A 25,945-nucleotide genomic window follows, 5' to 3' on the forward strand; every position below is an offset into this window, starting at 1 on the left:
ACTTTAGGAGAAATGTATCGACCCTTCGACAAGCTCAGGATGACAAAGCTTTTTTTACCCTATAATTTCAAAACGCACAACGTGTTATTATTAATGTTTAATAGTAAAATAAAATATAATGAAACATCTATTCACTTTACTTCTGTTGTTTGCAACTTCAAATGCAATACATGCTCAGGACTCAGAGTATACTATGGTCGAAAAGGCAGTGCAATATTACCTGGATGGTGGAACCAATAATGATTTCGAAACACTTAAAAAAGCCTTTCATAAAACTGCAACGATGAGGTATGTCGCCGATGAGTACAAAGAAGTTAATGCCCTTGAATTCTTCAGCAAAATGAAACCAGGACCAAAACAAAATCGTAAGACTAAAATTGATTATATCAATATCACTGGCCATGCTGCAAATGCAAAGCTCGAGATCGAATATCCAACCTTTACCTTTATTGATTACATGAATCTTTTAAAAATCAATGGCGAATGGAAAATCGTAAGTAAGATTTTCTATAAGAAACTACATGATAAAGGAACAAAATAATGAAACGTTTAATTCTATTAATACTGTTATTTAGTATTTATACATTGCAGGCCCAGGAATCTCTTTTATATCTGAAACAAGAACCACCATCAACCACTCCCAAGGTTTTTGCACCAGGTATTATTTCTAATGAGAATGAATACGAATTTGGTTCAGTATTTTCAAAAGATGGTACCGAGTTTTTCTACGGAGTAAATGTTGGAGGGAGGTCCGTTATACGATATACAAGATTAGAGAACGATTCGTGGACGATACCTAAAACCATAATTTCTCATGATCAATATGGTTTTAACGACCCATTTTTGTCTCCGGATGAAGATGAATTATATTACATCTCAGATATGCCATTAGAGGCAAAAGGAGATCAAAAAGATCATGATATCTGGTATTCTAAAAAAGAAAAAAATGGGTGGTCAAAACCTATCAATGCGGGTAAGAATATCAATACAGACAAAAATGAGTATTATATGTCTTTTACCAAAAATGGTACCATGTACTTTAGTTCTAATAAAGAGGCAGATAAGAATAATACCAATAATTTTGATATATACGCTTCAAAACGAGTGCAGAACGATTTTCAGAAAGCAACACGACTACCTGATGCCATTAATACTTTGGCCTATGAAGCTGATGTGTTTGTAGCTCCAGATGAATCTTATGTAATTTTTTGTGCTAATAGAAAAGAAGGGCTAGGTAGAGGCGATTTGTATATTAGTTTTAAGGAAGATAATGGTACATGGACTAAATCTAAGAACATGGGAGCGCCAATTAATACAAAAAATCACGAATTATGTCCTTTTGTTACCCAAGACGGGAAGTATTTTTTCTACACCAGTAACATGGATATTTATTGGGTGAGTGCCAAGATTCTTGATCAATATCGATAAATAGTATGAATAGAGTAATAGAATTCCCTTCTAAAAATGAATACCCATCCTATGCAGAGATGTATATGGATTATGTAAAAAAAGATGGAAACCTTTTAAATCAACTTAGAGATAGCTTAGAAGGAACAAAAGAATTTATAAGTACTTTATCAGAAAGAGAGTTAAATTTTAAGTACGCTCCCGGTAAATGGTCTATAAAAGAAGTATTAGTTCATATTGTCGACGATGAAAGGATTTATGGATACAGAGCCCTCGCTTTTGCCAGAAATGATAAAACCGATCTTCCTGGTTTTGAAGAAAATGAATATACACAATATGCCGATACCGATAAAAGATCTTTAGAGAATATCATGAGCGAGTATATAGCCGTAAGAATGGCTACCATAGCACTGTTTAATGGTTTTTCTGATCAAGCCTTATTAAGAATTGGTAGTGCCAATGATAATAAAACAAGTGTACGCGCTTTAGGATATCATATCTTAGGGCATGAGCTTCATCATATCCATATTATAAAAGAAAGATACCTAACCTTACTCTAGACCGAATATTTGATTTTTTCTACCATTGAGTTGGTATAGAGTTTGATAATGTAGTAAAAGAATTGAATGTATTATTAATTCTGAAGGGTGTCAAAACGCATTAAAACTTTTGATTACCAAAAAAAAGCTTAAATTTAGACCATATAAAATTTGAATTATGAAAAGATCCCAATCTACATTTGTAATTTTTGCTATGCTTATGTTGGCTGTTGTGCTAACTGGTTTTACAACAAAATCTACATCGCAAAATGCTACTCTCGACGGTAAAGAAGTTACCGTAGATCAAACAAGCCCAAGTTTTTTAATTGGCACATGGATTCATAGAGATGATCCCGAAAATATAATTACATTCAATGCAGATAAAACTGTAGTAGAAAAAACAAAAGAAAAGACAACCAACAATACATGGACTCACAATGATAAAAAACGTGAAGTTTGTATTGGTAGCTCAAGATGTATATATTATGAAGCTACAGAAAGTGCATTGTTCTTATATATAAATAAAAAGAAGAGTGTGTACTATAAATCAAGAGAAAAGCAATAGGATTAAATTAGCTTATAAAGCTGAAACTGTGATATAATCGTAGCATTCATGAAATATAAAGAAAGGGTATTCATAACGAATACCCTTTCTTTATTGTATAGGATTTGTTATATCTTTATGTAGTAGTAATTTGTAGTGTATTTTGATCTTTTTTAGCTAAAATTCGTCAATTCGAGTACTTCGGTCGTAAGAAGAAGTGTATCGAGAACAGCTTTTTTACAACATTTCTCAAAAAGCACAAAGTACTCTCTTTAGAAATAAATATGCACGTATGCATGTCCAAATTGTAAAAGCAGGTTCGTTGTAAGAGTATAAAAAACTGAATCATGAACTATTCGATTAAGCATATTTTTCATATTGAAGCTTCGCAGCACAAAGTATTCGAGGCTATTTCAACCATCAAAGGACTATCTCATTGGTGGACCGTTCAAACTATAGGAAGCGCAGCTTTAGGCGATACCATTCAATTTGACTTTGGAGATACAATAGGGCCTAAAATGAAGGTTGTCGAACTACAACCAAACGAAAAAGTAGTATGGGAATGTGTGTCTAGCCAGCATGGATGGTTAGGGCATACATTTGTATTTTCATTAGATGATAACGAAGGAAAGACACGTATTCGATTTTCGCATAATGGATGGGAGGAGCAAGGAGATTTTTATGCCATGTGTAATTTTAGTTGGGGGCGTTATATGGAAAGCCTTCGGCAGTATTGTCAAACAGGAAAAGGAGAAGCTTTTGGAAGTGATGGATATCGAAAATAATGTTTTTAAGATATAATCCAAATTCAATGTCCAAATCCTAAAAGTGTGTTCGTCATACTACTATAAACCATAAAAAAATAAACATATGAAGCAATTTATTTTCCTTTTCAAAGGTGGAGACGAAGCCTGGGATAGCAAGTCTCAAAAAGAACAAGAAGAACACATGCAACGGTGGCAACAGTGGATAGGAGGAATAGCAGAACAAGAAAAATTCTTAGGAGGTGAGCGCCTATATCCTAACGGAAATACAATTCATCCTGGAGGCACAAAAGTAACCGATAGACCGCTTACAGAAACCAAAGAGTTAGTAGGAGGTTATATAGCAGTACATGCAGCTACGCTAGAAGAAGCTACCGAAATGGCAAAAGGATGCCCGGGATTGCAATGGGAGTCCTCTGTTGAAGTAAGAGAAGTTTGGCCAGAAAATTAAAAAAACAGAAAAAATGAAAGAATTCTTATATTTAATACGTGGAGGTCAGGAAAAGTATGAAAAAAACTCTCCTGAAGAAATGCAAAAACACATGCAACACTGGCAAGAATGGATGGGAGGTTTAGCACAAGCCGGGCAGCTTGTTGGTGGTCAACCTTTGATGACAGAAGGCAAAACCCTTAGCGAAGGAGGAGCAAAGGTAATCGATCGACCGCTAGCCGAAGGCAAAGAGCTGGTAGGTGGATATTTATTGATAAAAGCAGATTCACTAGAACACGCAGCAGATATTGCCAAAGACTGCCCTAGTTTTGAGTATGGATGTACTGTTGAGGTACGTGAAATTAGCCCGATGTAATCTCTTTTGAAAGAAAACGATCACATAGACAATACGTTAAACCATCTTTTTCGGCAAGAGTCGGGAAAGATGGTTGCCGTATTGATCAAAATATTTGGTACAGAAAATATTGAGATGGCCGAGGATGTCGTGCAAGACGCCTTGGTGAGTGCTCTCGAGACCTGGAAATTTAGAGGAATGCCAGATAATCCAAGAGCATGGCTATACCGAACAGCCAAAAACAAAGCCATAGATATTATAAGACGAAGTAAGCATCGTAGACTTATTGATTTTTCAGATCCAAATAAACAACTGTTAACCTCTGGCTATACATTGAATACGACGATGGATAATTATTGGAAAGAAGATCAAATACAAGATGATTTTTTGGCCATGATGTATGCGTGCTGTCATCCCGATATCTCACAAGAAAATCAGATTACCTTTATTCTAAAATCCCTCTGTGGGTTTAGCACCAAAGAAGTAGCACGATCTTTTCTTACCAGTGAAGATACTATATCCAAACGTTTATATCGAACCAAGGAGTATTTCAGAAAACATAAGATTCGTCCTAAAATACCAACTCCTAATGAAATTACAACAAAAACTGTCACAGTATTAAACGCTATCTATTTAATGTTTAATGAAGGATATAACACAACTCATACTGATCAACTTATTCGAAAAGACCTAATAGAACAAGCCATGTTGCTATGTCGTTCTCTGTTATCCTTAGAGCGTACACAATTACCCGAAGTATACGCCCTTATGGCACTTATGTGTTTTCATGCAGCTCGAATAGATAGCCGTATAACTAACGAAGGCGAACTTATTTTATTGGCTAAACAAGACAGAACCCAATGGGATACCGCAAGTATACAATCGGGAGAAGAATATCTTAATAAGGCTGCTTTTGGCACTACATTAACCACATATCATATCGAAGCAGCAATAGCATACGAGCATTGTATTGCAAAGCAGTATAAGGATACGAATTGGGCTGCGATACTAAAGTATTATAATCTATTTCTAGACCTTACCCATGACCCTATTGTTTTTCTAAATCGATGTATGGTGGTTTTAGAGCTTCAAGGCCCTGATAAAGCCTTAGAAGCCTTACAAACCATCAAGGATAATAAAGTACTCGAAAAGTATTATCTATATCATGCTACATTAGGCGAAATCTACCAACGATTACAACAAAACACTAAAGCCGTGAGTTGTTATCAAAAAGCAATACAACTTACCCAATCTAAACAAGAGCAAAAATTTCTTAACGATAAAGTGGCGGGTATTCTTAATTAGGAATGTAAGCCATAGGATTTGATAATTCGATAGCTAGGGAACATAATTCTCAACACTAATATCGCTTTTTGGCATTCGATTTTCAAAAGATCTACGGCAGATCTCAAAAATTGGAGTCTGTACTTTAAAAAAGATAGGCAAGACCACAAATCGTATAGGTCGACTTGCAAATTTACCGCATCGACCCGCAAACGAAGTGGGTACACTGACAAAGCTACCGGGACGACGTGCAAATCTACCGGGTCAACTGACGAACTTACAGGAAGCTTTAACAATTGAAGCCCCCTTACCCACTAAGCTACCGGGTTCTTTAACAAATTTTGCGGGCTGTCCTGGTAATGAAGTACCAGGGGGTACTATCGAAGTACCTCTACTCATAAAAATAATGACATTAAAAAGAGTGCATCCGAATATTCTTTCTAACTCCCGACTCCTGACTCCCGACTCCCGACTCCCAAATCCTGACTTCTAACTTCTAACTTCTAACTTCTAACTTTTGACTTTTGACTTTTGACTTTTGACTTTTGACTCCCGACTCCTGAAAAAAAAATCTCCCAGTAACGAAAAATGAAACTGGGATGTAATATCATTGCATCAGAAAATAACAATAAAAATTCTAAATAACTGGGAATCAAAGTGGAATAGAGAGCAATGGAATTATGAGTTTAATAATTTATTAACAAAATGAATTTGTAGGTATGGGAATGCCATAATATTAATATATTTGCGCCCTCTTCATACGACCCCAGAATAGAAGACTTATTAAATTTTTAAATAATTAAAGAATCAGTGCTGTATAACAGCATTACACAGGTATCGTGTGCTTTTTTGGGAAACTTTCTTTAAAGAAGTATTAGGTAATACTCTAAAAAAATATTAAAAATAAATCTACAAATCAGTTATGAAAAACGTATTATTAATCACTTCAGTATTTCTATCATCAATGATTAATGCACAAACCAATACTTTTCCAACTAATGGTAATGTTGGGGTTGGGACTGCTAATCCAGAGGCAAAGCTACAAATTCAATCTTCAGGTGCGCATCATAGTAGTTCCCCATCTGTTCGAATTAAAGATTTGACTAATAGAGCAACCATGTTTTTAGAATCGTTAACAGATAATCCCACAGATTTTGTCTTCAAAAATAATAACCGCCTTTCCTGGTCCATGTCAACCCGTGCATCGACAGATAATTATTCACTTCACTTTTTTCCTTCTACAAACGGTACTACTTGGGGTAGTCCAACTTTATCTTTATTGACTAATGGTAATGTTGGTATTGGCACAATAACTCCCCAATCAAAACTAGAAATAAAAAATGGTACTCAAGGAGTAAGATTTTTGACTGGTACTAATACTAGTGGTTATGTATTAGATATAGGAGTGAATGACGATGGGGTTAATTTTAGTAATAACTCAACGATTAGAGGATTTAATTTTAAAAATGCTAATGGTGGTTTGCTCAAGATAACTTCCAATGGTAATATAGGTGTTGGAACCACAAGTCCTGCGTCTAGGTTAGATATATTAACTAATGCAGGGCAAACAGAAAGTTTTGCTCGCTTTAAAGTTCATGATGCACCAAACGATTATTTTCAAATATTAAACTCTACCGGAGCTGCTAATCAATTTATTCCGTTAATTAAAGGACATCATGAGTCAGATAATAGATATTCTTTGCAAATTCAAGGAGTAGCAACAGAAGTTAATGATTCAGGAACAAATGCTTTGGTAAATTTTGATGCAAGAAGGACTAATGGACCAATACAAACTAGGCCTTTGTTTATTTGGACAAGCTATACTACCAAGATGATGACTATGACTGCAAATGGTAATCTTGGAATAGGAATCACAACTCCAAAAGCAGGTCTACATGTTAAATCGGCATCAATTGAAGAATTATCTACAAATAATCATGATGCAAACTTAATCATAGAAGGGACTGGTTCATCAAGATCAATGTCTAAAGGAGCAACTCTAGGTTTTGTTGTCCCTGCAAACGCAGATGGAGGGAATCCCTGGCAGCAAGGAAGGATAATGGTGACTCCAGATAATGAAAGGAATGCATATGCCGCAGGAAGGATGTTTTTGCAAACTCGTTATCTAAGCAATGGAGCTTGGCGATGGCGTAATAATTTGGTCTTAAGGTCTGATGGAAATGTCGGAATAGGAACCACAACTCCCGACTCAAAATTAGCCGTAAACGGTAAAATACATGCTAAAGAAGTAAAAGTTGATCTTGTGGGTTGGCCTGATTATGTATTCAAGGATGAGTATAACTTACCATCACTAAAAGAGGTAGAACAGCATATCCAGGAAAAAGGACATCTGCAAAATATTCCTTCTGCCAAAGAAGTAGAAGAAAATGGAATACTATTAGGTGAGATGAATAAAAAACTTTTAGAAAAGATAGAAGAGCTTACCCTGTATACGATTGCTCAAGAAAAGCGATTAACACACCAACAAGAAATAAACAAAACATTAGAAGTCAGATTAGCAAAACTTGAAGCTTTATTAACTCAAGAATAAAACTTCCGAAACCAAGCACCTGTCTTCAAACTGAATAAAAACACCCAAAATAAAAACCTCCGACATCACTCACCTGACTTCGGACAAGAAAACATAAACTATGAACAAATTAGCATTACCTATCGCCATTTTGGCCCTTATCGTATCTGTAGGATCTTTTTTCTTTCTGCAATCTTCATTAGACTTAGTATATGTAGATGTAAATAAGTTATTAGAAGGTTATAAAAGAACTGCAATAGTCAAAGCAGAATTTGATGAAAAAGCCAAAACCATGAAATCTAATGTAGATAGCTTAATCTCAAACTGGCAAGAAGAGCTTAAAGTGTATGAAAAAGAGCGTAGCTCGATGTCCAAAAAAGAGATAGAGTTAAAACAAGAGTTATTGGCAAACAAGCAACAACAAATTAATAACTACCAGCAAGCTGTGCAAAAACAATTGGTCGAAGAGGATAAAAAGATCACTCAAACGGTGATTAATGACATCAATGATTTTGTAAAAGAGTATGGTAAAACAAAAGGATACAAAGTGATCTTTGGTGCTACTGGTAACGGTACGATTATGTATGGAGAAGAATCTTCGGATTTAACCAACCAAGTGCTAGAAGAACTTAATGCAGAATTTGAAGGGAAGTAAGTTATAAGCACGAAGACCGAGTTCGGAAAAACAATCTGTAGTCAACGAATTCCAAACTTCGTACAAAAAAAATAAACTTTGAAATCAATACAATTGTCATCAAAAATTAAATTCAAGTTTCGAAACTCCTTCTCCCTATGGGAGAGGGTTGGGGTGAGGGCTTTTTTACTTATAAGTTCATTGATTCTTACTTCCTGCTCCACCAAAACCTTTGACACTTCAGAGGAACTCATGGAGTATATCAAGCAACCAGAGAATGAGTATGTGTATACCAAAACAGTGAATGGAGTAGATTTTTCAATACTCTATAAGCCAACAGATTTGTTAGTGGATCAAGAATTAACAGATGAGGTAGAGGCACCTAAAGTAGATAGTCTGCGAAATAAATATGGTAAGTACATGTATTTCACCTTATCGATGTCTAAAAACAACCAGGAGTTATTGAGCAATGTAGCAGGCAACAAACAACAGTTTGGCGCTATGGTCAATGAGTTGGCTTTTGGTATGGAGCAAAAAGTGCATCTATACACTCCAAAAAAAGATACCATTGCGATGGCTGATTATATCTATCCCAGGATGTATGGGATGAGTGGAGCAACAACGATGCTGCTAGTCTACCCCAAGGAAGATAACATGGAGAAGGAAGAGTATATCAATATGACAATAGAGGATTTAGGATTTTATACCGGGGAGGTAAAATTTAAGATACCAACAAAGATTATAAATAATGAGTTAAAAATAAATTTTTAAGACAGAAGCTAGAAGTCAGAGGACGGAAGAATTAAAATCTTTGGATTCTAGATTTCAGTCTTCTTACTTAAAATTCTTTGTTGTTATACTCAAAAACTAAAAAAACACACCTGACTTCGGGCATCCGACTTCAGGCAAAATAAAACATCAAACCATAAACCTGATGAAGAAAACGAAAACTAAATCATCACATAGAGTAATTGCACTGTTTTTTACTCTAACTTTTTTGCAAACATTGATCCCATATAATCAATTATGGGCTAATAATAATGGCCCCACGGCACCAGAGGCAGCTTCTTTTGAACCGGTAGATGCCACTGATATGGTGAATTTATTAACAGGGGATATGTCTTATGTTTTGCCAATACTTAATGTGCCTTCTCCTGAAGGTGGATATCCATTAGCGTTATCATATCATGCAGGGATTGCTAATGATCAGGAGGCTTCTTGGGTAGGTTTAGGGTGGAATTTAAACCCTGGAGCAATCAATAGAAGACTAAATAAAGTACCTGATGATTGGTATAAGGCCAGAACCTATAATATTTTGTCTAGTGGTGTCAATACAAATTATAGAGGTTCTGTATCTATAAATGTAGGTACTGATAAAATAGGAGGTTCAATAGGTTTGTATGTTAATCTTTCTGAAAATAGAGCATTCAATGGAGAAACAGAATACAGAACAGATGTTGGAGTAACAGGTGGCCTTGGAATTGGAGGAAAGGACTCTCCATTTTCTATTAATGGTAGTCTAGGGACAGATGGTATTAGTGCAGGTTTAGGTTTCACCGGTTTATCTAAAGGTAGCGGTGCTAATGCTATTTCTACAGCAACAGGTTTTAATGTAAATGCATCTTTAAGTCAATCATTTATAAATGGATCAACAAGTTTTTCAGTTTCTTCATCTTTTGGCACAGGATTTTCTTTAAGTTCTACTAATGGTTTAGGTGTTTCTGTTCTTGGTAAACCTATTGGAGTTAATAACTCTAATATTGGTTCTCAGGCATCAAATATTTCAACAAGACATTACGGAGTCCCTTTGTACTTAATTAACCTTAACCTTTCTATACAAAAAGCATGGTTGTTTGAAAGAGATTATACAATAAATCAAGGTAGTTTGTATAGTGGAGATATGAAAAAAGTTCTTGATGAGGCTATTTTTACCTCTAAAGTTGATTATGATGGTTATGAGTCTATAAATCCTAATAATGCATTTGAAGAGTCTACAAAAGGAAATTTTTCTAATGTAAGTTATGATAATTATTCAGTTTCTGGTCAAGGAGTATCTGGAACTATGAAACCATATATTTTCGAAAAAAAAGGATACATTTTTAATAAAGAAACTTTGCTTAATGCTGCGCCAGAGGAGTTTTCTTCGCTAGTAGGGTATTATCCAGAAAAAGTACATTTTGAAAAAAATGTAAATGGAGTACCTCAAAAAGATATTCATTTTTACTTTGATAATGAATTTTCGTCTTATCTGAATGTTGATTCAGGAAATTGGAAAACAGACCAACTAATTATTAATAACCCTGCGGTATTAGATTTCGATACATTAAACAATACTTTTCAAACCTCACTAAAAGGAAATGATACATATAACGACAATACAAGCCGCTGGAAAAAAGGAAATTATGTAGAAGTTTTTACGAATGAAGAAATTAATGCCAACCCTAGGCTTGTATTAACTACTCCTGGTTTTAACAGGAATAATTCTACTCTAATACCTGTACCAGAAAAAGGTATTGGAGCATATAAAATTACGATGGTAGATGGTAAAACATATCATTATACTATTCCGGTTTATCAACATGAGCAGTTTTCAAAAACAGCTCATAAAGACTATGCAATAGAAGAAAATTTTTCAGAAAATCAACAATTAGAATCTTACGCTACGCATTGGTTACTAACAGGGGTAACAGGACCTGATTATATAGATGTAGATAATGATAACGCCCTATCTAAAGGGGATTATGGATATTGGGTGTCATTTGAATATGGTAAATGGAGTGATGGTTATATGTGGAGAACTCCAAAAGTAGGAGAAAGGGTATTTGAAAACACCAAAACCTACTCTTGGGGAGTTAAAGATATTTATTACTTAAACAAGATAAAAACCAGAACGCATACAGCCTTATTTATTAAAGAAGATCGAAAGGATAATAATGGAAGTGCTATTCATTTCCCATCAGAAAATCCAAATGATTTTAAGCGATACGAAGATGTTCACTATGATTCTAGAAATAGAGGATCTGATGGGGAGATATATTTTAATGGAATTTATGAAGACCAATTGTCATCCGTAGGTGTACTTGGTCTTGGATTGTCGTACTATGATGTAAACTTTAATATAAAAAGTCATAAAACACTTCGATTAGATAAAATAGTAGTGGTAAAAAACAATAGTGATTATAGTGGTATGTCTTTAAGCCATGTAAACGAAAGTGTAGATCAAAGTATTGGGAGTATAAAAATTAAAACGGAATTTTTGACCTACGACACTGCTGGAAGACTCATTTCTACTAAAAATAAAGGTGTACATAACAGAAAATGGAAGGGAGAGTTTTATAAAAACATATTAGATACAAAAGATATCATAAACAATGCCCCTAATCTTTATGAAGATGCAGTAGAGGTTATAGATTTTAATTATGATGAAACGTATCCATTGGCAAGTTCAACACCTAATTCAACTGCTGCTTCAAAAGGGCGTTTAACACTTAAGTCTGTTAGCACATTAGGAAAAAAAGGTAAGAGTTTAATTCCTCCTTATAAATTTGATTATTTTAATAAAAGTATCTCTTTTGATAAAGAAAACACCGATTCTTGGGGGTATTACCAGGGTAGTCCCGCGGCTTGGAGTTTAAACGAAATAGTAACTCCTACAGGAGGAAAAGTTACGATTGAGTATGAAAATGATGTTTATAAAGAAATTGTTCCATCAAGTAGAATATTTTCTGATAAACTAAGATTTATGTTTACAGGAGATATCTATGGTAACAAATACGTATATCTCAGTAATGAAGTTTTTTCGACAGAGAAAATTGATTTTAGAGAGTACTTTGATACTAATTCTACAGCTTATGTAGATGTTCTTTATTGGAGGCACCCTCCAGGAAATTCATCACATAGGATTGGTGATGTAGCAAAACATTGTACAGTCTCTCAGGTACATGAAGATTTAGTGGTTTTTAAAATCCCTAATATACATTATAGTCCTAACGTAAGACGTGGAGTTAATTGTGAAAGAAGTGATTGGGTATACTATGCTAAGGTAGAGGAAACGTATAATGCATGGTTCACAAAAACAGATGCGAATAGTTGTGGAGACCCTAGACATACAAGTAATGGCACAAGAGTACGTTACAAATTTCATTCTAATAAAAAACCTGCAAATGATATCATTGGTGGCGGTATACGGGTAAAACAACTTATAGTTTCTAACGGCGATAATGAAAAGTATAAGTCTCGTTATTCATACACTAATCCAATTACGGGATCAAATTCAGGAACCACTTCGTATGCTCCTGCAGAGTACACTAAAAATATACCGTTTCTTTCAGAATTACCTGCACCATCTGTTCTATATCAATACGTAAATGTTGAGAAGTATTCTACAAATAATACACGTACAGGAGTGAAAAGATATAAGTTTAATACAATTCAGGGTTTTGCAAATCTTGGTAATGGTTTTGTAATGGATAATTTTTTATCCCTAAAAGAAGATCAGAATGAAAATAAAATATCGACCATACCAACACAACCTCCGGTATATTTAGGTACAAATTTTACAAGACATCGATTAGAGGATAATACTTCTGCCATAGGTTCATTAGTATATTCTAAAGAGTTTAACTCCGAAAATCAATTGATATCTTCTACAGAAAACGAATATGGATTTGATAGTAGTAAACAAGGTTTCGTACAAGAAACGTTTAGAAAGGTAAAACTACATGTGCTAAGTGGAGCTAAGAATTTGTTTGTCAATGCATCAAGTAAGTTAAAGAAACAAACAATCTTAAAACAATCGAAAGTCACACAAAATAATTCTAGTTTTATCACTTCGTATGAAAAGCATGATCCATTTTCGGGAAAACTATTAGAGCAATTACAGACATTATCCGATGGAACTATATATAATACCAAAAGTATACCGGCATATACAAAGTATTCGCCAATGGGGAATAAAGTAGATAATACTATCAACAAAAATATGCTAACCCAAGAAGCGGCTAACTTAACACAAATTAAAATTAATAATGCCTGGAAAACTATAGGAGCAGATATAGCTACTTGGGATAATAACTGGACCTATCGTAATACAAACGGTACAACCAGTACACCAACCACTAATGATCAAAAAATATGGCGTAAACATAAAACGTATACCTGGAAAGGTGATGTAGACTCAGATGGTGCCTATGTAGGGTATACTGGGGATTTTGATAGCTTTAATTGGGGTAATACAGCGCAAACTAATCCCAAATGGATTAATACATCTACCATAAATTTATATGACCACTTTTCAATGCCATTAGAAAGTACAGATATAAATAAAAATAATGTAAGTACTCGAACGGGGGATAATCACAGTAAAATTATAGCTGTGGCTAATGCAAGATATACTAGTATGTATTATACCGGAGCCGAATATTATACAGAAAACAGTGGTAACACTTATTTTGATGGAGGAGTAAAAACTTCAGGAAATGTTATTGTGGATCCAAATGCACATACGGGTACACATATCGTACAAGTAAATGGAGGACCTGCTTTTGAAGTCATATTACCTCCCGACCCTGATCGAGTAGGAATAAAATCAAAGTTTAAAGTTGCTGTTTGGGTTCGAAAAGGTCAAGAAAATAAGGTAAGCCTAATGGTTCAAAATGGTGATAGTTTTCCTTTTGTAACAGATTTTAATGCCAACGAAACTATAACGGCAGGAGATTGGGTATTAGTAAATGGATATATAGATATAGGGACAAGCCAAGCTATAGTAACGGTAGAATCCACAGGAACTATTGATCTAGATGATTTTAGATTGCATCCAGTATCTTCTGGGATGACCAGCTATGTCTACAATGAATGGGATGAACTTACTCATATTATGGGAGCCAATAATCTGGCCACCAAATACCAGTATGATGATGCAGGGAGACTAAAAAGGATATATGCCGAAGTAATAGATGCTCCAGGAATGGTTGGTGGGTTTAAAAAATCCCAAGAGACTAATTATAACTATAAAAGATAATATCTGTCATGACTCAAATAATTAAAAAATATAAATTTCAGTTATTGTTATCATTTTTACTTTTAATAAGTAATTTAGTTAACGCTCAATGTTTATTGCCTAGTTATACAAGTGTTTATGTCCCTTCGATTGCAAAGTCCTATAGCAAGAATTTTGTTATAGCGAAGATCTATCAACCTGGATGCAGTGAAACAATCTTATTTCAAGATGTACCTAGTTGGATTACCAGTATTACTGGAAATGATGCTGGACAACTTAATTTTACAGTAGCTGCTAATGCAACAGATATTCCTAGAGAGGCTGTGATTACTGCAGTAAGAAAAAATACCAACGGCGGTCAAGGTACTAAGGTTCTTAGAATTATTCAAGAGGCTCCTAATAGATGTGCCATGCCTTTTATTACTGATACAACTATTTCTGGTCTTGGAGGGAAGTATAAACTAAACGCCGAAATTTCTTCAAAAATAGGACAAGTAGGTTGTACTAATGAGTATGAAGTAGAAAACTTACCCTCATGGATTTCTAATGTAAAATTAGATATTTCAGGATTACAGTTAACGGTGTTACCAAATTATACAGGTGCCGATCGAGAAATTAGGTTAACTATTAGAAGGCTTTCTACAGGAGAGTACTTTAGTGATGGTTTGCTGTTCTATACGGTTATACAAAAAAAGATGGCTTCTTTTGATAATGATAACCATAATTGGGTGGCTACTGATAATTTTGCTCCTAATGGTACTAAAATAGCATCTTCTATACATTACTATGACGATTTGGGGAGAACAACCCAAACCCAAACCATAGACATGAAAACTAAAGATACATGGGCTTCACAAACCTTATATGATAACCAAGGACGTTCGGCATTACAAACATTGTCAGCACCCACTAATAAAGAGATTTCTACAGACTTTTTTTATAGATATGATTTTGTAAGAAATTCTGATGGTACTATTTTTAATACATCTGATTTTGAAAGAAAACCAGAAGATCCTTCATTAATTGGTACACAAGAAAACACCTTGGGATGGTATTATAGTACTAAAAATAGTAACGAACCATACCAAGACGTAACAGCCAGGCCATATACTCGTACAATCTATAGTACGTTAAATCCTGGGATAGTATTAAAAACCATAGGCGGTAACAAAATCAACGATGAGTGGAAAAACGGCTATTCGTTTTCTATGCCAGCTGGGCAAGAATTGTCTAGTGTTGCTGCCTTTGGAGATGCCAAGTATACTAATTATAAGGTGATCAAAACAGTATCCCGCGATGTACATGGGGTAGAAAATGTAGTGTTTACCAATACCGATGGTCATACCCTGGCTGCTGCTCGTAGTGGTAATGAAGAGGGAAATACTATAAACCGCACATCACAAATAAGGATGGGTAGACAAGGTTTTGTGGATATACATATTCCAAAAGGTACTCAAGGGATAACTATTGATAAAGGGATTGCTAAGGTAACTTTGGATATTTATAACTTAATTACCGAGCAAAAAGTAACTACTGTGGCAGGCAGTCTGCCTCCAGGGTTTTATCGAGTTGCTGTAAGGGATTTAAGTTTTTATTACCCAAGTGATGTAATATTAATTACCTATCCCGAAAATTACTACGACTACAGCCTTAACTACTATGACAAAACAGGGCGTTTGTTAAGCTCTAAACAACCACTTAATAAGCTAGAGAGTACATTTGATTATAACTCATTAGGGCAATTAGAAACCACAACAAGCCCTGATGAGGGAGAAGCTAAATTTAAATATCGCAAAGATGGGCAGATTCGCTTTTCGCAAAATAGTAAGCAGGCATTAGCAGGAGAGTTCTCGTACACCAATTATGATGATTTAGGCCGTCCTATCGAAAGTGGTGTGATAGAAAGCACTGATTTTGCTACCGCCGATCCAGATGCAGCCTTACCCTTAGGAACGACCAAAGAACGCCATATCACACAGTATGATTTTCATGATAATTATGAGCTAGCAACAGCTTTTGGCAGTGATGCCAGAAAGAGTAACTATGCAGCGCAATCTTTTGTTTCGGGTAATGTGGCCAAAACCTATACTACAAATCCAGAAACTACAACTACTTGGTACAGTTATGATATCTATGGCAGAGTACAATGGATCGTACAACAGATTAATGGGTTAACTGGTGTAAAAACCATTGATTATGTATATGACCCAATTACCAGCCAGGTCACTAAAGTATACTATCAAAAAGGCAATACAGTAGAGCAATTTATCCATAAATATACATATGACTCTGTAGATTATAGTTTAGTAAAAGTGGAGACGTCTACCGATGATGTTGTATTTACCGAGCATGCTAGCTATGAGTATTACGAAACAGGGGCGTTAAAACGTATCAATATTGCACAGGGCTTGCAAGGGCTAGACTATGTGTACAATTTGCAAGGTGCTTTAAAGAGTATCAACCATCCAAGTTTGGCAAGTACTAATGACCCGGGAGGAGATGCTAATGACCTGTTTGGGATGATGATCGATTATCATAATTACGATTACAATCGACCGCTACGCAATATTAAAAGTGCAGAGTATGGTACTAACCAGTACAACGGTAATATCAAAGGGATTCGTTGGAGTTCTGATTATAATCCGATCCCGGATAAGGAGCATACCTATAGTTATTTGTATAATCGTAAAAACTGGTTGCAAGGAGCAACCTATGGTAATTTTACAGGCGATTATACTAGTATCCCTAAAATCTCGGAAGGTGGAGGGGGTGGTAATGCTGAGCAAGATTATATTATTAGTACAGATGTTGTAAACTCTGGCGGTACCCAAAATTATAAAGCCAATAGAAGCATTACTATGAAACCAGGCTTTCATGCAAAAGAAGGGAGTGACTTTTCTGGTAAAATCGATGGGGGTAACCCGGCCGTACATGATATAAATGCCGGTTCATTGGCTAATAATCCTAACGGCGACTACAAAGTAGGCAATATCACCTATGACGCCAATGGTAATATCCAATCTCTAGATCGTAATAAGCATACCGAGAATGGTAGCAACGCCATGGATCAATTATCATATACCTATAAAACCGATAAACCCAACCAGTTGTTACGTGTAGATGATGCCGCAGGCGATGTAGCCGGGGCCGATGATATTGGGGATCAAAATGGCGATAATTATGAGTATAATAGTATTGGGCAATTAGTAAAAAACAATGCCGAAAATATTACCTATATTTATAACGCCAGTGGATTGGTGACCGAGGTGCATAAAGATAATATACCTTTGGTGAAGTTCTTTTACAACGATAAGGGGCATAGAGTACGCAAAGAATCCTATAACCCCACTACTAGTAGTCTAACCTATACCGAACATTATGTGCGTGATGCCGCAGGTACAGCTATGGCGATTTATCGCGATGGGCAGGTGATCGAAAATACCATATATGGAGCCAGTAGATTAGGAGTAAGAAAACCCGATGGCACCCATCTATACCAATTAACCGATCATTTAGGTAATGTACGTGCTGTAATAGGCAGAAGCCCAAGCGGGCAAGCCATGGCCATGACTACAGCAACCGATTATTACCCCTTTGGGATGCCAATGCCCAATCGTACCCTGAGCGGAGCCGAAGGGTACCGATATACCTATCAGGGACAAGAAAAAGATCCCGGGACCGGGAAGGAAGCGTTTGAACTACGACTTTGGGATGCAAGGATTGGACGTTGGTTGACTACGGATCCTGCGGGGCAATATAACTCGCCGTATTTAGGTATGGGAAATAATCCTATTACTATGGTCGATCCAGATGGAGGGGCTGCGTGCCCTAATCCACCATGTAATGGAGGTGATTTACCTCCTGGTTCTCATACACTACTTGGTGAAGATGGCTTTGTGAATGATGAGTTTAATTTTACAAATGGAATACAAGATCTTGGGGAGATTGTTCTTAATGGTCAATCACTGAACAATAATTCGTTGAAAGAGGGTTTACAAAGAGCTTTTTATCGTGGATATGGTTTTGCAAAATTATGGGAACAATTTGGGTATATTGAAATAGGTTTTAATACGATGCAAGGAGCTCCATTGGAAGTTAAGTTAACTAAAGCCTATGCTATTGAGATAGCAACCGATAAAGAAATTCCTTTCTCTGCTACATATACGAATAGGGATGGAGGAAAAATTACTAGAGGTGTAGAAAACCATGATAAAGAATTTACGATCGGTTTAGGAGCAGCTGGAGGTGGAAGTGTATCAATAATTGATAATCCAGATGGAAATGTACAAGTCGGAGCTGCTGCCGCCTATCAGGTTATGACCTCTGAATATTTATATAGTATTGATGCTGATGAACACGGTAACCATCATTCTACATTTTTAGGCTTAGATATCACACCAGGATTTGGTGTGTGGTATGGTATTGAAGGAACGTTAAGGGTTGGATTATTAATAGAAAATTAATTAAAATGAAATCTATATCATCATATGGGAGGATGAAAAGTATTTTACTTTTTGAAGTTATAGTTATTATAATTTTTGTCACAGTTATTCTTTTTAACATAAGTAATATAGGTTATTTCTCAATTATTGGATTTGGGATATTGATTATTTATGGTTTGGTTACTTATCTTAAAAATTACTATTATAGAGGTTTTTTTGTTGATTCAAATGGAGATTATTTTATAGTCCAACTATTGGGTTTGAAAAGAAAGCGTCAAAAAGTAAAAATTCTCGAAGTAGAGAAAATGTTTTTTCCCAAACTCTTTAGAGTTGATGTTTTAATTCAAGGGGAAAGAAAATCGTATTATACAAACTCTTTTAAATTATCAGACCCTGTCTCGTCCTAAAAAAAGTACCGATGGCACCCCCTCTCCTAAGTGTGCGCACTACGAATGTCTGTGACTTCGCGGCTCCCCGTTCCCGCTAGAGTGTCTCTAGTGGCCCCGCTACCGCTAGAGTTTCTCTAGTGGCGTCAAAGATTGGCAATAAGAGTAAGAAATAAAGCAAACAGCTATACGTTTTTGTGACGTATAGCTGTTTTTATAGTATACCAACATAAAGTTGCGTAGCGCACTAGTGATATACTGGTGGCAGGGGGGAATTGATTTATTAAAAGCGCAGTTTTAGATTAGAAATGATGAAGTTTTTTAAGTTTATTTATTACGATTTATATAATAGCAGCAGTAAAGCAAATGCAACTCCTGAAATACCTGTTTTAGGGTTTATTTCATTCTGTCAAGCAAACAATATATTAGCATTATTTCATCTATTATTAATTTTGTTAAGGATAAAATTTGATTATAAGGTTCATGAATTATATATCGTTCTACAGATTATTTTATACATATTAAATTATTATTATTTTCAGACTAGAAAAACTGGGAGACGTATTTTACAAGAAGAAGGATATAGTTTAGGAAAGAAATCATTTCTTGTTTATGTATATATAATATTATCTGTTTTTTTGACTGGATTTACTTATTACGTTTATAAGGAATGGTAAATGTATTGATAGCCGCTCTACGAAGTTTAGGCTCTGCGAATGTCTGTGACTTCGTAGCGGTACAGTGAGCAAGAAATAAAAGATAAAACTGTACTACTTTTTTAGTACTGTTGTTTTTTATTGTGTGTCTGCAAAGTTGCAAACTTCGCAGAGCTAAAGAAACAACGAAGTTGCAAACTTCGTAGAGCAGATTAGTATCGAGATGAAATTTTCGCTAACACCCAGCACCAGAAACCTGAAACCCAACACTACTTTTCAACAAACATTTTTTACTAAACACTTCATTTTTAAAAAAATACCAAAAAACATAGGGTTCTAAATCATTGTATATCTGGTAGATATTGGTTGTAGATTAATAAAAAAATCTAGTATACGGGTTTCCATAAAAAAGAAAAGATTCTTGGTGATAGTTTTGTGGTCGTTAAAACAAATATGAATCTTTTAAAACCAAAAAATGAACGACAACAGAATTAGTAAAGTGCTAGAAGTAAAAGAAGTAAAGGCGATAAATCATAGTATTTCGACTTTAAAAGAAACGCTTGGTTTTTTGCAAAACTTAACTCCGCTAGAGCGTAAAAATTTACCAAAAATTAATGGCTCTAATAAGATCTTTACCGAAGATAGCATTCATGTATTAGAATCAAAACCAAAGTGGGTACCCGAGGCGCTTACCCCTGTAGAAGCCCGAAAAGACCTTACGCTTTTTGAGCAGTTGGATCCTGTAGTATTAGAATTAGAAGGACTATTACGACAGCTTAAGGATACTCAGATCATAGCGGGGAGTGAGGCCTACAAAACAGCACTAACTGTATATCGGTTAGCCGATGCGGGGCGTAAAATGCCAATCGAGGGCGCACAAAGCTCCTACGAATTATTAAAAACTCGTTTCTCGCAAAGTGTAAATAATACTAACGGGGATACAGATAATGAGATTACCGAGAATCTGAATTAAATGTAAGTGTAATAGTAGAAAGTCACTTGTCATTTTAAGCTGTCACACTGAGCTTGTCACACTGAGCTTGTCGAAGTGTCGATACATTTTTGCTAATGCAAAAACACTCAAATTGACGTGACTTTCTACTATTGAACTCTATCTTTTGATCATCATTTTAAGTTTCGTTTCCCACCGCTAGCGCTCGTCTGTGACGGGTGCCGTTAAAGAGTATCGTCCTAAAAAAGTTTACATATTTTACATTAATCCTAACTCCTAACTCCTAACTCCCGACTTCTGACACCCAACACCTAACTCAGAAAAAAATACCAGTATCATCAAATGAGACTGGCACACCTTATTATTGCATAGTGGCAAAAAGGAAAATAAAGTAAAGACTCGAATTTTTACTACCACATTAATAATCAAGTACTATTAAGAACATTTTATGTATCGTTAAAGTTTTACTGCAGTTCAATACGAGAGCTTCATATCAAAATGTACATAGATAAGAGTAAGAAATAGTAAAACAGTTACGTCTTTTTACCAATATAGTTGTCTTTTTTGTACATATCATATTCTAAAAAACTATCCTAATTCATTCGAAGTTTAAATTTATATAACCCGGCCTTAGGCCTTTCATAGCCTGAGGAAGTTAAGCGAAAAGCATCACCTGTTTTCCGTGAAAACGGGGAATAAACATGCGTAATTCTTTGTATAAACCAATATCTTGCAAGCTCTAAAATCGTATTGATTTTATAATTACAACATCACAAGCTGAGGGGGAATTAGCATGTGATTTAAGGTGAGAAATTACTCTTTTTGCAAAAAAAGAGAAGATTGAATTTTGGTTCAAATCGAATTCATACAAATTTTATTTATGGGGAATAACAACTCAAATCAATTCTTATGAAAACAATCATTCAATACATCAAGCTTATGGAGCGAATTGATCAACTTGTTCGTTTACAGGCAACCGGTGAGCCTGAAGATTTTGCTCAACGATTGGGGATATCAAAAGCAACACTTTATCGTACTATCAAGACTATGAAAGAACTTAATGCTCCTCTTGAGTATGATATAACACTTCGAAGCTTTGTGTATAGAGAATCAGTAGGGTTTAAGTTTGGGTTTTATGAAAAAGAATTGTCACACAATCCACGAATTCTAAATAAGTTCTTTTGATCATAATCTAATAATCAAAATATCGAGAGCTTAGAAAAGAGGTTTCTGCTTTAAAAAACGAGTAAATAAAGTAATCTAGATCTAATGGAATAGTTCGTTTTTGTATGAGCAAGAATACTAAAAAAGTCACTTCAAAGTGACTTTTTTAGTAAAGAGTTAAGAATCCAATTACTGCATTATAGTGCAAATTATTAAAAAATCTCCCAGTCTCAAAAAATGAAACTGCTAGGTTGTACTATTGTGGTTTAAAAGAAAATTGGGCTATTCTAAAGAAGAACCTTTTTTAAGTAGTTAATCCACGTTTTTGGCTACTTAACGAAATGTTAATAACTGGAAGAAACCTACCATAAAGTCTATTGGTTGAGTGGGCTTTAAAAACTAGGTTTGCCATTTTTAAAACACTAATCAGTCTTATTGAAATTACTCTTATGAAGAAAAAACTCCTTATTGTAGCAGTATTGATTGCGGCATACACTTTTGGGCAATCAGATAGCGGTGATCCCGGATCTGGCTTAGAAACTGATCTGATTCCTTATCCAACTTCTCCCGAAGCTGCAAAGCTGGGAGTATTTGGTAATGTTCCTGTAAACTTAAGTGCAGGGCAAATGAATTATCAAATACCATTGCATACCCTTAAGGTAAATGGATATTCCTGGCCAATCACTCTGAATTATAGCTATGGCGGTTTGATTTTAGAAGATAAACCGTCCCTAAGTGGAATGAGTTGGAATCTTTCTGCAGGAGGAACTGTAGTGAGAGAAGTTCGCGGATTACCCGACGAACATCCTAAGGGGTATTATGGTGCTCAAAATATTAGATTCACTCATTTAAAACCTTATTTTGATAATGGCGAAATCACCGAAAGTACAATTGACCAAATGTTATCTGGCCGAATGGATTCTGAAGCCGATAAATTTACCTTGAGTATTAATGGGATTAATTTTTCCTTTAAAATAGATAAAGACAAAAACCCGGTTTATCTTTCTAAGCATAACTTCAAAGTATCGATTACTTGGTTAACCGGCTATATACATCAAATAGATAAATTTACACTTATAGATGATAAAGGATACACCTATATTTTTGATGTTAAAGAGCGTAACGAGCCTGTTGGTAATTCTGTTATATTTAATGATTCATTTACCGGATATACATCAAGCTGGATGTTATCCAAAGTGATTTTTCCTAATACCGAAGAAATCTCTTTTAGTTATGTAGATGATTTCTATGAGAGTCTTGACTTTTATGCCTCAGGATTTTTTAGTTATAACGTTCCAAATATACAATGTGCTGGTGGCCCTGGTCTTTTAGACTATACCGAAGGGTTTTCTAAAACATTAATCAAGCGTAAACTATTAGGCGGTATTTTATCTTCTAATGGAAATATATTCATGCCCGTCGATATTAATAGCGATCGTAAGAGATATAATGCTATTGTAATTAACAATTCCCAAAACAATACGATAGCTAGTTATGGTTTTGATTACTATGGAGCGAGAGACGTATTAACTAGTATCACAAAAAACAATCAGCCATTCTATACATTTGATTATTATAAAAAAGATAATATACCGGATTACAAAGCTTCAATAAATGCTAGGCCTTATGCACAAGATAGATGGGGTTTTTTCAATGGTGTAGCTAATACCTTTGCGATTAATATGCCATATACTCAGTATAGTGCAAATAAAACCCCAAATCCTGATAAAGCTAAAATAGGTGCCTTAACCAAAATAATATACCCAACTGGTGGATATTCTATAATAGATTACGAGGCGAACCAAATTAAAACCAACTATGTTGCAAGAGATACAGAGCAAGCTCTACTTCCGAACAGGGAAATCTTGGTAAAACTAAAATCGGATAATGTATTTACCACTACAGGAAATGATTATAAAGAGCGTAGCGTGATTTATACATTTAAAACCGATGTATATGCCAGTATTGCCCATCGCATTACTTCCAATCAAAATGGCACTATTGAGGCATCAATCAATAGATTAGATGATCCTTGCACTGTCTATCATCAATATAATTTTGGTGGAGATTACCCAATAGTAGCCCAATATTACCGAGAAGTGGAAAATGTTGAGATTCCTATATTTTGCCCTGCTTTGGGTGATGCATTGGATGATGGTTATCAAGGAGACTCTGAAACATTAAGTGGAACGAGTGGTGGTTACATCATTATACCTAAGGGTAAGTATGAGTTCAAACTCTTTACCCGAAATAATAGGAATAAGGACGTACACGGATACATTAGTGTTAAGTTTCATAAATTACCGGAAAATCAAGGGGATCAACCTCTTTATGTAAATACCAACGTTGGAGGTATACGAGTAAAAAGTATCAAAGAGTATAACCCTAATGCACAATTACTTAAAAAGAAATACTTCAACTATAATGATATAGATGGATTTTCAAGAGGGAAGGAATTACAAAAAGGTATTTCCCGAAGAGATTATACCGTAGAATATACTTGTGTAAATGGGATTAATTATTTGACTTATCGTTTTCCTCGAGCCAATTTTAGTTATAAATCTTATAATCCTGTTAACCTAAATCAAGGAGTACCTGTTTATTATACTCAAGTTAAAGAATATGAAGAGCGATATACTAAAAGCATACCTAGTTATACACCAAACCCTTTGATCGCATTAAATTACGATGGGACTAAAGTGTTTCGAGTGATTTCTGATCCTTACGCAAGAAAGGAGCATTATTATACCAAAGGATATACAAATACCTCTTTTGAGTATCCAATATATGCATATCAACAAGGATATCCTGTAGTACCCAATGGAGTTGATAAAGATATGGGAAGACTCAACGAAACAACTACCTATAAGTTTAAAAAACCCGATTCAATCATTCAAAAGATAACATCAACTTATCAAACTTATAAGCATGTTAGAGGATTAATTGATCAAGAAGGAAATGATTACAATCCTTTGCATCCGCCGAGTTTAAAAATAGGTTATAGGATAAAAAGAGAAGGGATTGTTAATAGTGGAGTCTATCTAAATGATTATTTTATATTCAAAATGTATAAAGAATATGATAATCTGTTTTTACCAAAAACAAAAGAAACCACTCAATATTATCCCGAACAGCTAAAATCGCTAGAGACGAATACATATGATTCTTATGATCAATTATCTAAAACTGAAGTTGAAGATAGTAATGGGAAGGTGTATAGTTCTGAAAAACAATATCCTTATGATATAAATGAGCCGGTATACAATGAGATGGTAAATAAAAATACAATTGCCTATCCGGTAAAGAATACCTCTAAAGTAGATGCCACAGTATTGTCATCAACAAAAACGGAATTCTATAATTTAGGTGGAACGCTATTCAAACCAAAAGCGAAGTTATCTTCTAAAGGAAATAATGCATTAGAACCGAGGTTGCACATTGATCGATATGATGTACAAGGGAATATCCTCGAATATCATTTGGTTTCGAAGGATAATGAAACCACAAACGATGCTAATAATAGATATATCAGCATTGTATGGGGGTATAATAATCAATATCCAATCGCCAAAATCGAAAATGCTTCATATGCTAAAATAATTTCTGCTCTAGGTATAACCGAAGAAGCATTACTAGCTTTTAATGAAACAAACTTAGCTACTCTGAATAACTTAAGAACTAGTTTGCCAGAAGCAATGGTTACTACCTATACCTATGAACCAGAAGTAGGGGTTACTACAATAACTGACCCTAAGGGATATACTACCAGTTATGAGTACGATGATTTTCAACGTCTTGAATATGTGAAGGATGCCGAAGGAAATCTTGTTTCCAGAAATAAATACCACTACAAAAACTAA

Annotated in this window: 16 protein-coding genes; all 16 read left to right on the forward strand. The window is 35.0% G+C overall.

From position 1 onward, the window contains the following. Positions 1-118: 118 nt before the first annotated feature. The 16 genes from ABW637_RS11905 to ABW637_RS11980 all read left to right on the forward strand — a co-directional run bounded on the left by ABW637_RS11905 (position 119) and on the right by ABW637_RS11980 (position 25,945). Complete coding sequence (locus ABW637_RS11905) at positions 119-541, forward strand: nuclear transport factor 2 family protein (RefSeq protein ID WP_367584917.1); 423 nt, start codon at positions 119-121, stop codon at positions 539-541. Further along, positions 541-1,428, forward strand: a complete 888-nt coding sequence (locus ABW637_RS11910; protein ID WP_367584918.1) for a TolB-like translocation protein — start codon at positions 541-543, stop codon at positions 1,426-1,428. Before ABW637_RS11905 ends, ABW637_RS11910 begins: the two co-directional genes overlap by 1 nt. 5 nt (positions 1,429-1,433) lie before the next feature. Next, the gene (locus ABW637_RS11915) at positions 1,434-1,967 is read left to right on the forward strand and encodes a DinB family protein (RefSeq protein ID WP_367584919.1); all 534 of its coding nucleotides are present in this window, start codon (positions 1,434-1,436) and stop codon (positions 1,965-1,967) included. 157 nt (positions 1,968-2,124) lie between these two features. Then, the gene (locus ABW637_RS11920; RefSeq protein WP_367584920.1) at positions 2,125-2,511 is read left to right on the forward strand and encodes a hypothetical protein; all 387 of its coding nucleotides are present in this window, start codon (positions 2,125-2,127) and stop codon (positions 2,509-2,511) included. Positions 2,512-2,837: 326 nt separating this feature from the next. Further along, positions 2,838-3,275, forward strand: a complete 438-nt coding sequence (locus ABW637_RS11925; protein WP_367584921.1) for an SRPBCC family protein — start codon at positions 2,838-2,840, stop codon at positions 3,273-3,275. Between the two features lie 85 nt (positions 3,276-3,360). Further along, positions 3,361-3,705: a YciI family protein gene (locus tag ABW637_RS11930; protein WP_367584922.1), complete on the forward strand. Its 345-nt coding sequence runs from the start codon at positions 3,361-3,363 to the stop codon at positions 3,703-3,705. A gap of 13 nt (positions 3,706-3,718) precedes the next feature. Continuing rightward, positions 3,719-4,060, forward strand: a complete 342-nt coding sequence (locus tag ABW637_RS11935) for a YciI family protein (RefSeq protein WP_367584923.1) — start codon at positions 3,719-3,721, stop codon at positions 4,058-4,060. A gap of 6 nt (positions 4,061-4,066) precedes the next feature. After that, positions 4,067-5,344 carry an RNA polymerase sigma factor gene (locus ABW637_RS11940; RefSeq protein WP_367584925.1) on the forward strand — a complete coding sequence of 426 codons (1,278 nt, stop codon included), beginning with the start codon at positions 4,067-4,069 and terminating at the stop codon, positions 5,342-5,344. A gap of 901 nt (positions 5,345-6,245) precedes the next feature. Next, positions 6,246-7,874 carry a hypothetical protein gene (locus ABW637_RS11945; RefSeq protein WP_367584926.1) on the forward strand — a complete coding sequence of 543 codons (1,629 nt, stop codon included), beginning with the start codon at positions 6,246-6,248 and terminating at the stop codon, positions 7,872-7,874. 100 nt (positions 7,875-7,974) lie between these two features. Continuing rightward, the gene (locus tag ABW637_RS11950) at positions 7,975-8,508 is read left to right on the forward strand and encodes an OmpH/Skp family outer membrane protein (RefSeq protein WP_367584927.1); all 534 of its coding nucleotides are present in this window, start codon (positions 7,975-7,977) and stop codon (positions 8,506-8,508) included. Between the two features lie 78 nt (positions 8,509-8,586). Next, positions 8,587-9,258: a hypothetical protein gene (locus tag ABW637_RS11955; protein ID WP_367584928.1), complete on the forward strand. Its 672-nt coding sequence runs from the start codon at positions 8,587-8,589 to the stop codon at positions 9,256-9,258. Positions 9,259-9,421: 163 nt separating this feature from the next. Beyond that, a complete protein-coding gene (locus tag ABW637_RS11960) occupies positions 9,422-14,506 on the forward strand; it encodes a hypothetical protein (protein ID WP_367584929.1) in 5,085 nt (1,694 codons plus the stop codon). An 8-nt stretch (positions 14,507-14,514) separates the two neighbouring features. Next, complete coding sequence (locus ABW637_RS11965; protein WP_367584930.1) at positions 14,515-18,948, forward strand: RHS repeat-associated core domain-containing protein; 4,434 nt, start codon at positions 14,515-14,517, stop codon at positions 18,946-18,948. Between the two features lie 1,496 nt (positions 18,949-20,444). Then, positions 20,445-20,942 carry a hypothetical protein gene (locus ABW637_RS11970; RefSeq protein ID WP_367584931.1) on the forward strand — a complete coding sequence of 166 codons (498 nt, stop codon included), beginning with the start codon at positions 20,445-20,447 and terminating at the stop codon, positions 20,940-20,942. 888 nt (positions 20,943-21,830) lie between these two features. After that, a complete protein-coding gene (locus ABW637_RS11975; protein WP_367584932.1) occupies positions 21,831-22,106 on the forward strand; it encodes an HTH domain-containing protein in 276 nt (91 codons plus the stop codon). A gap of 428 nt (positions 22,107-22,534) precedes the next feature. Continuing rightward, positions 22,535-25,945 (forward strand): RHS repeat domain-containing protein, encoded by a 3,411-nt coding sequence (locus ABW637_RS11980; RefSeq protein ID WP_367584933.1) that lies wholly within the window; start codon positions 22,535-22,537, stop codon positions 25,943-25,945.

This window comes from Aquimarina penaris, from assembly GCF_040786285.1.
Taxonomy (GTDB): domain Bacteria; phylum Bacteroidota; class Bacteroidia; order Flavobacteriales; family Flavobacteriaceae; genus Aquimarina.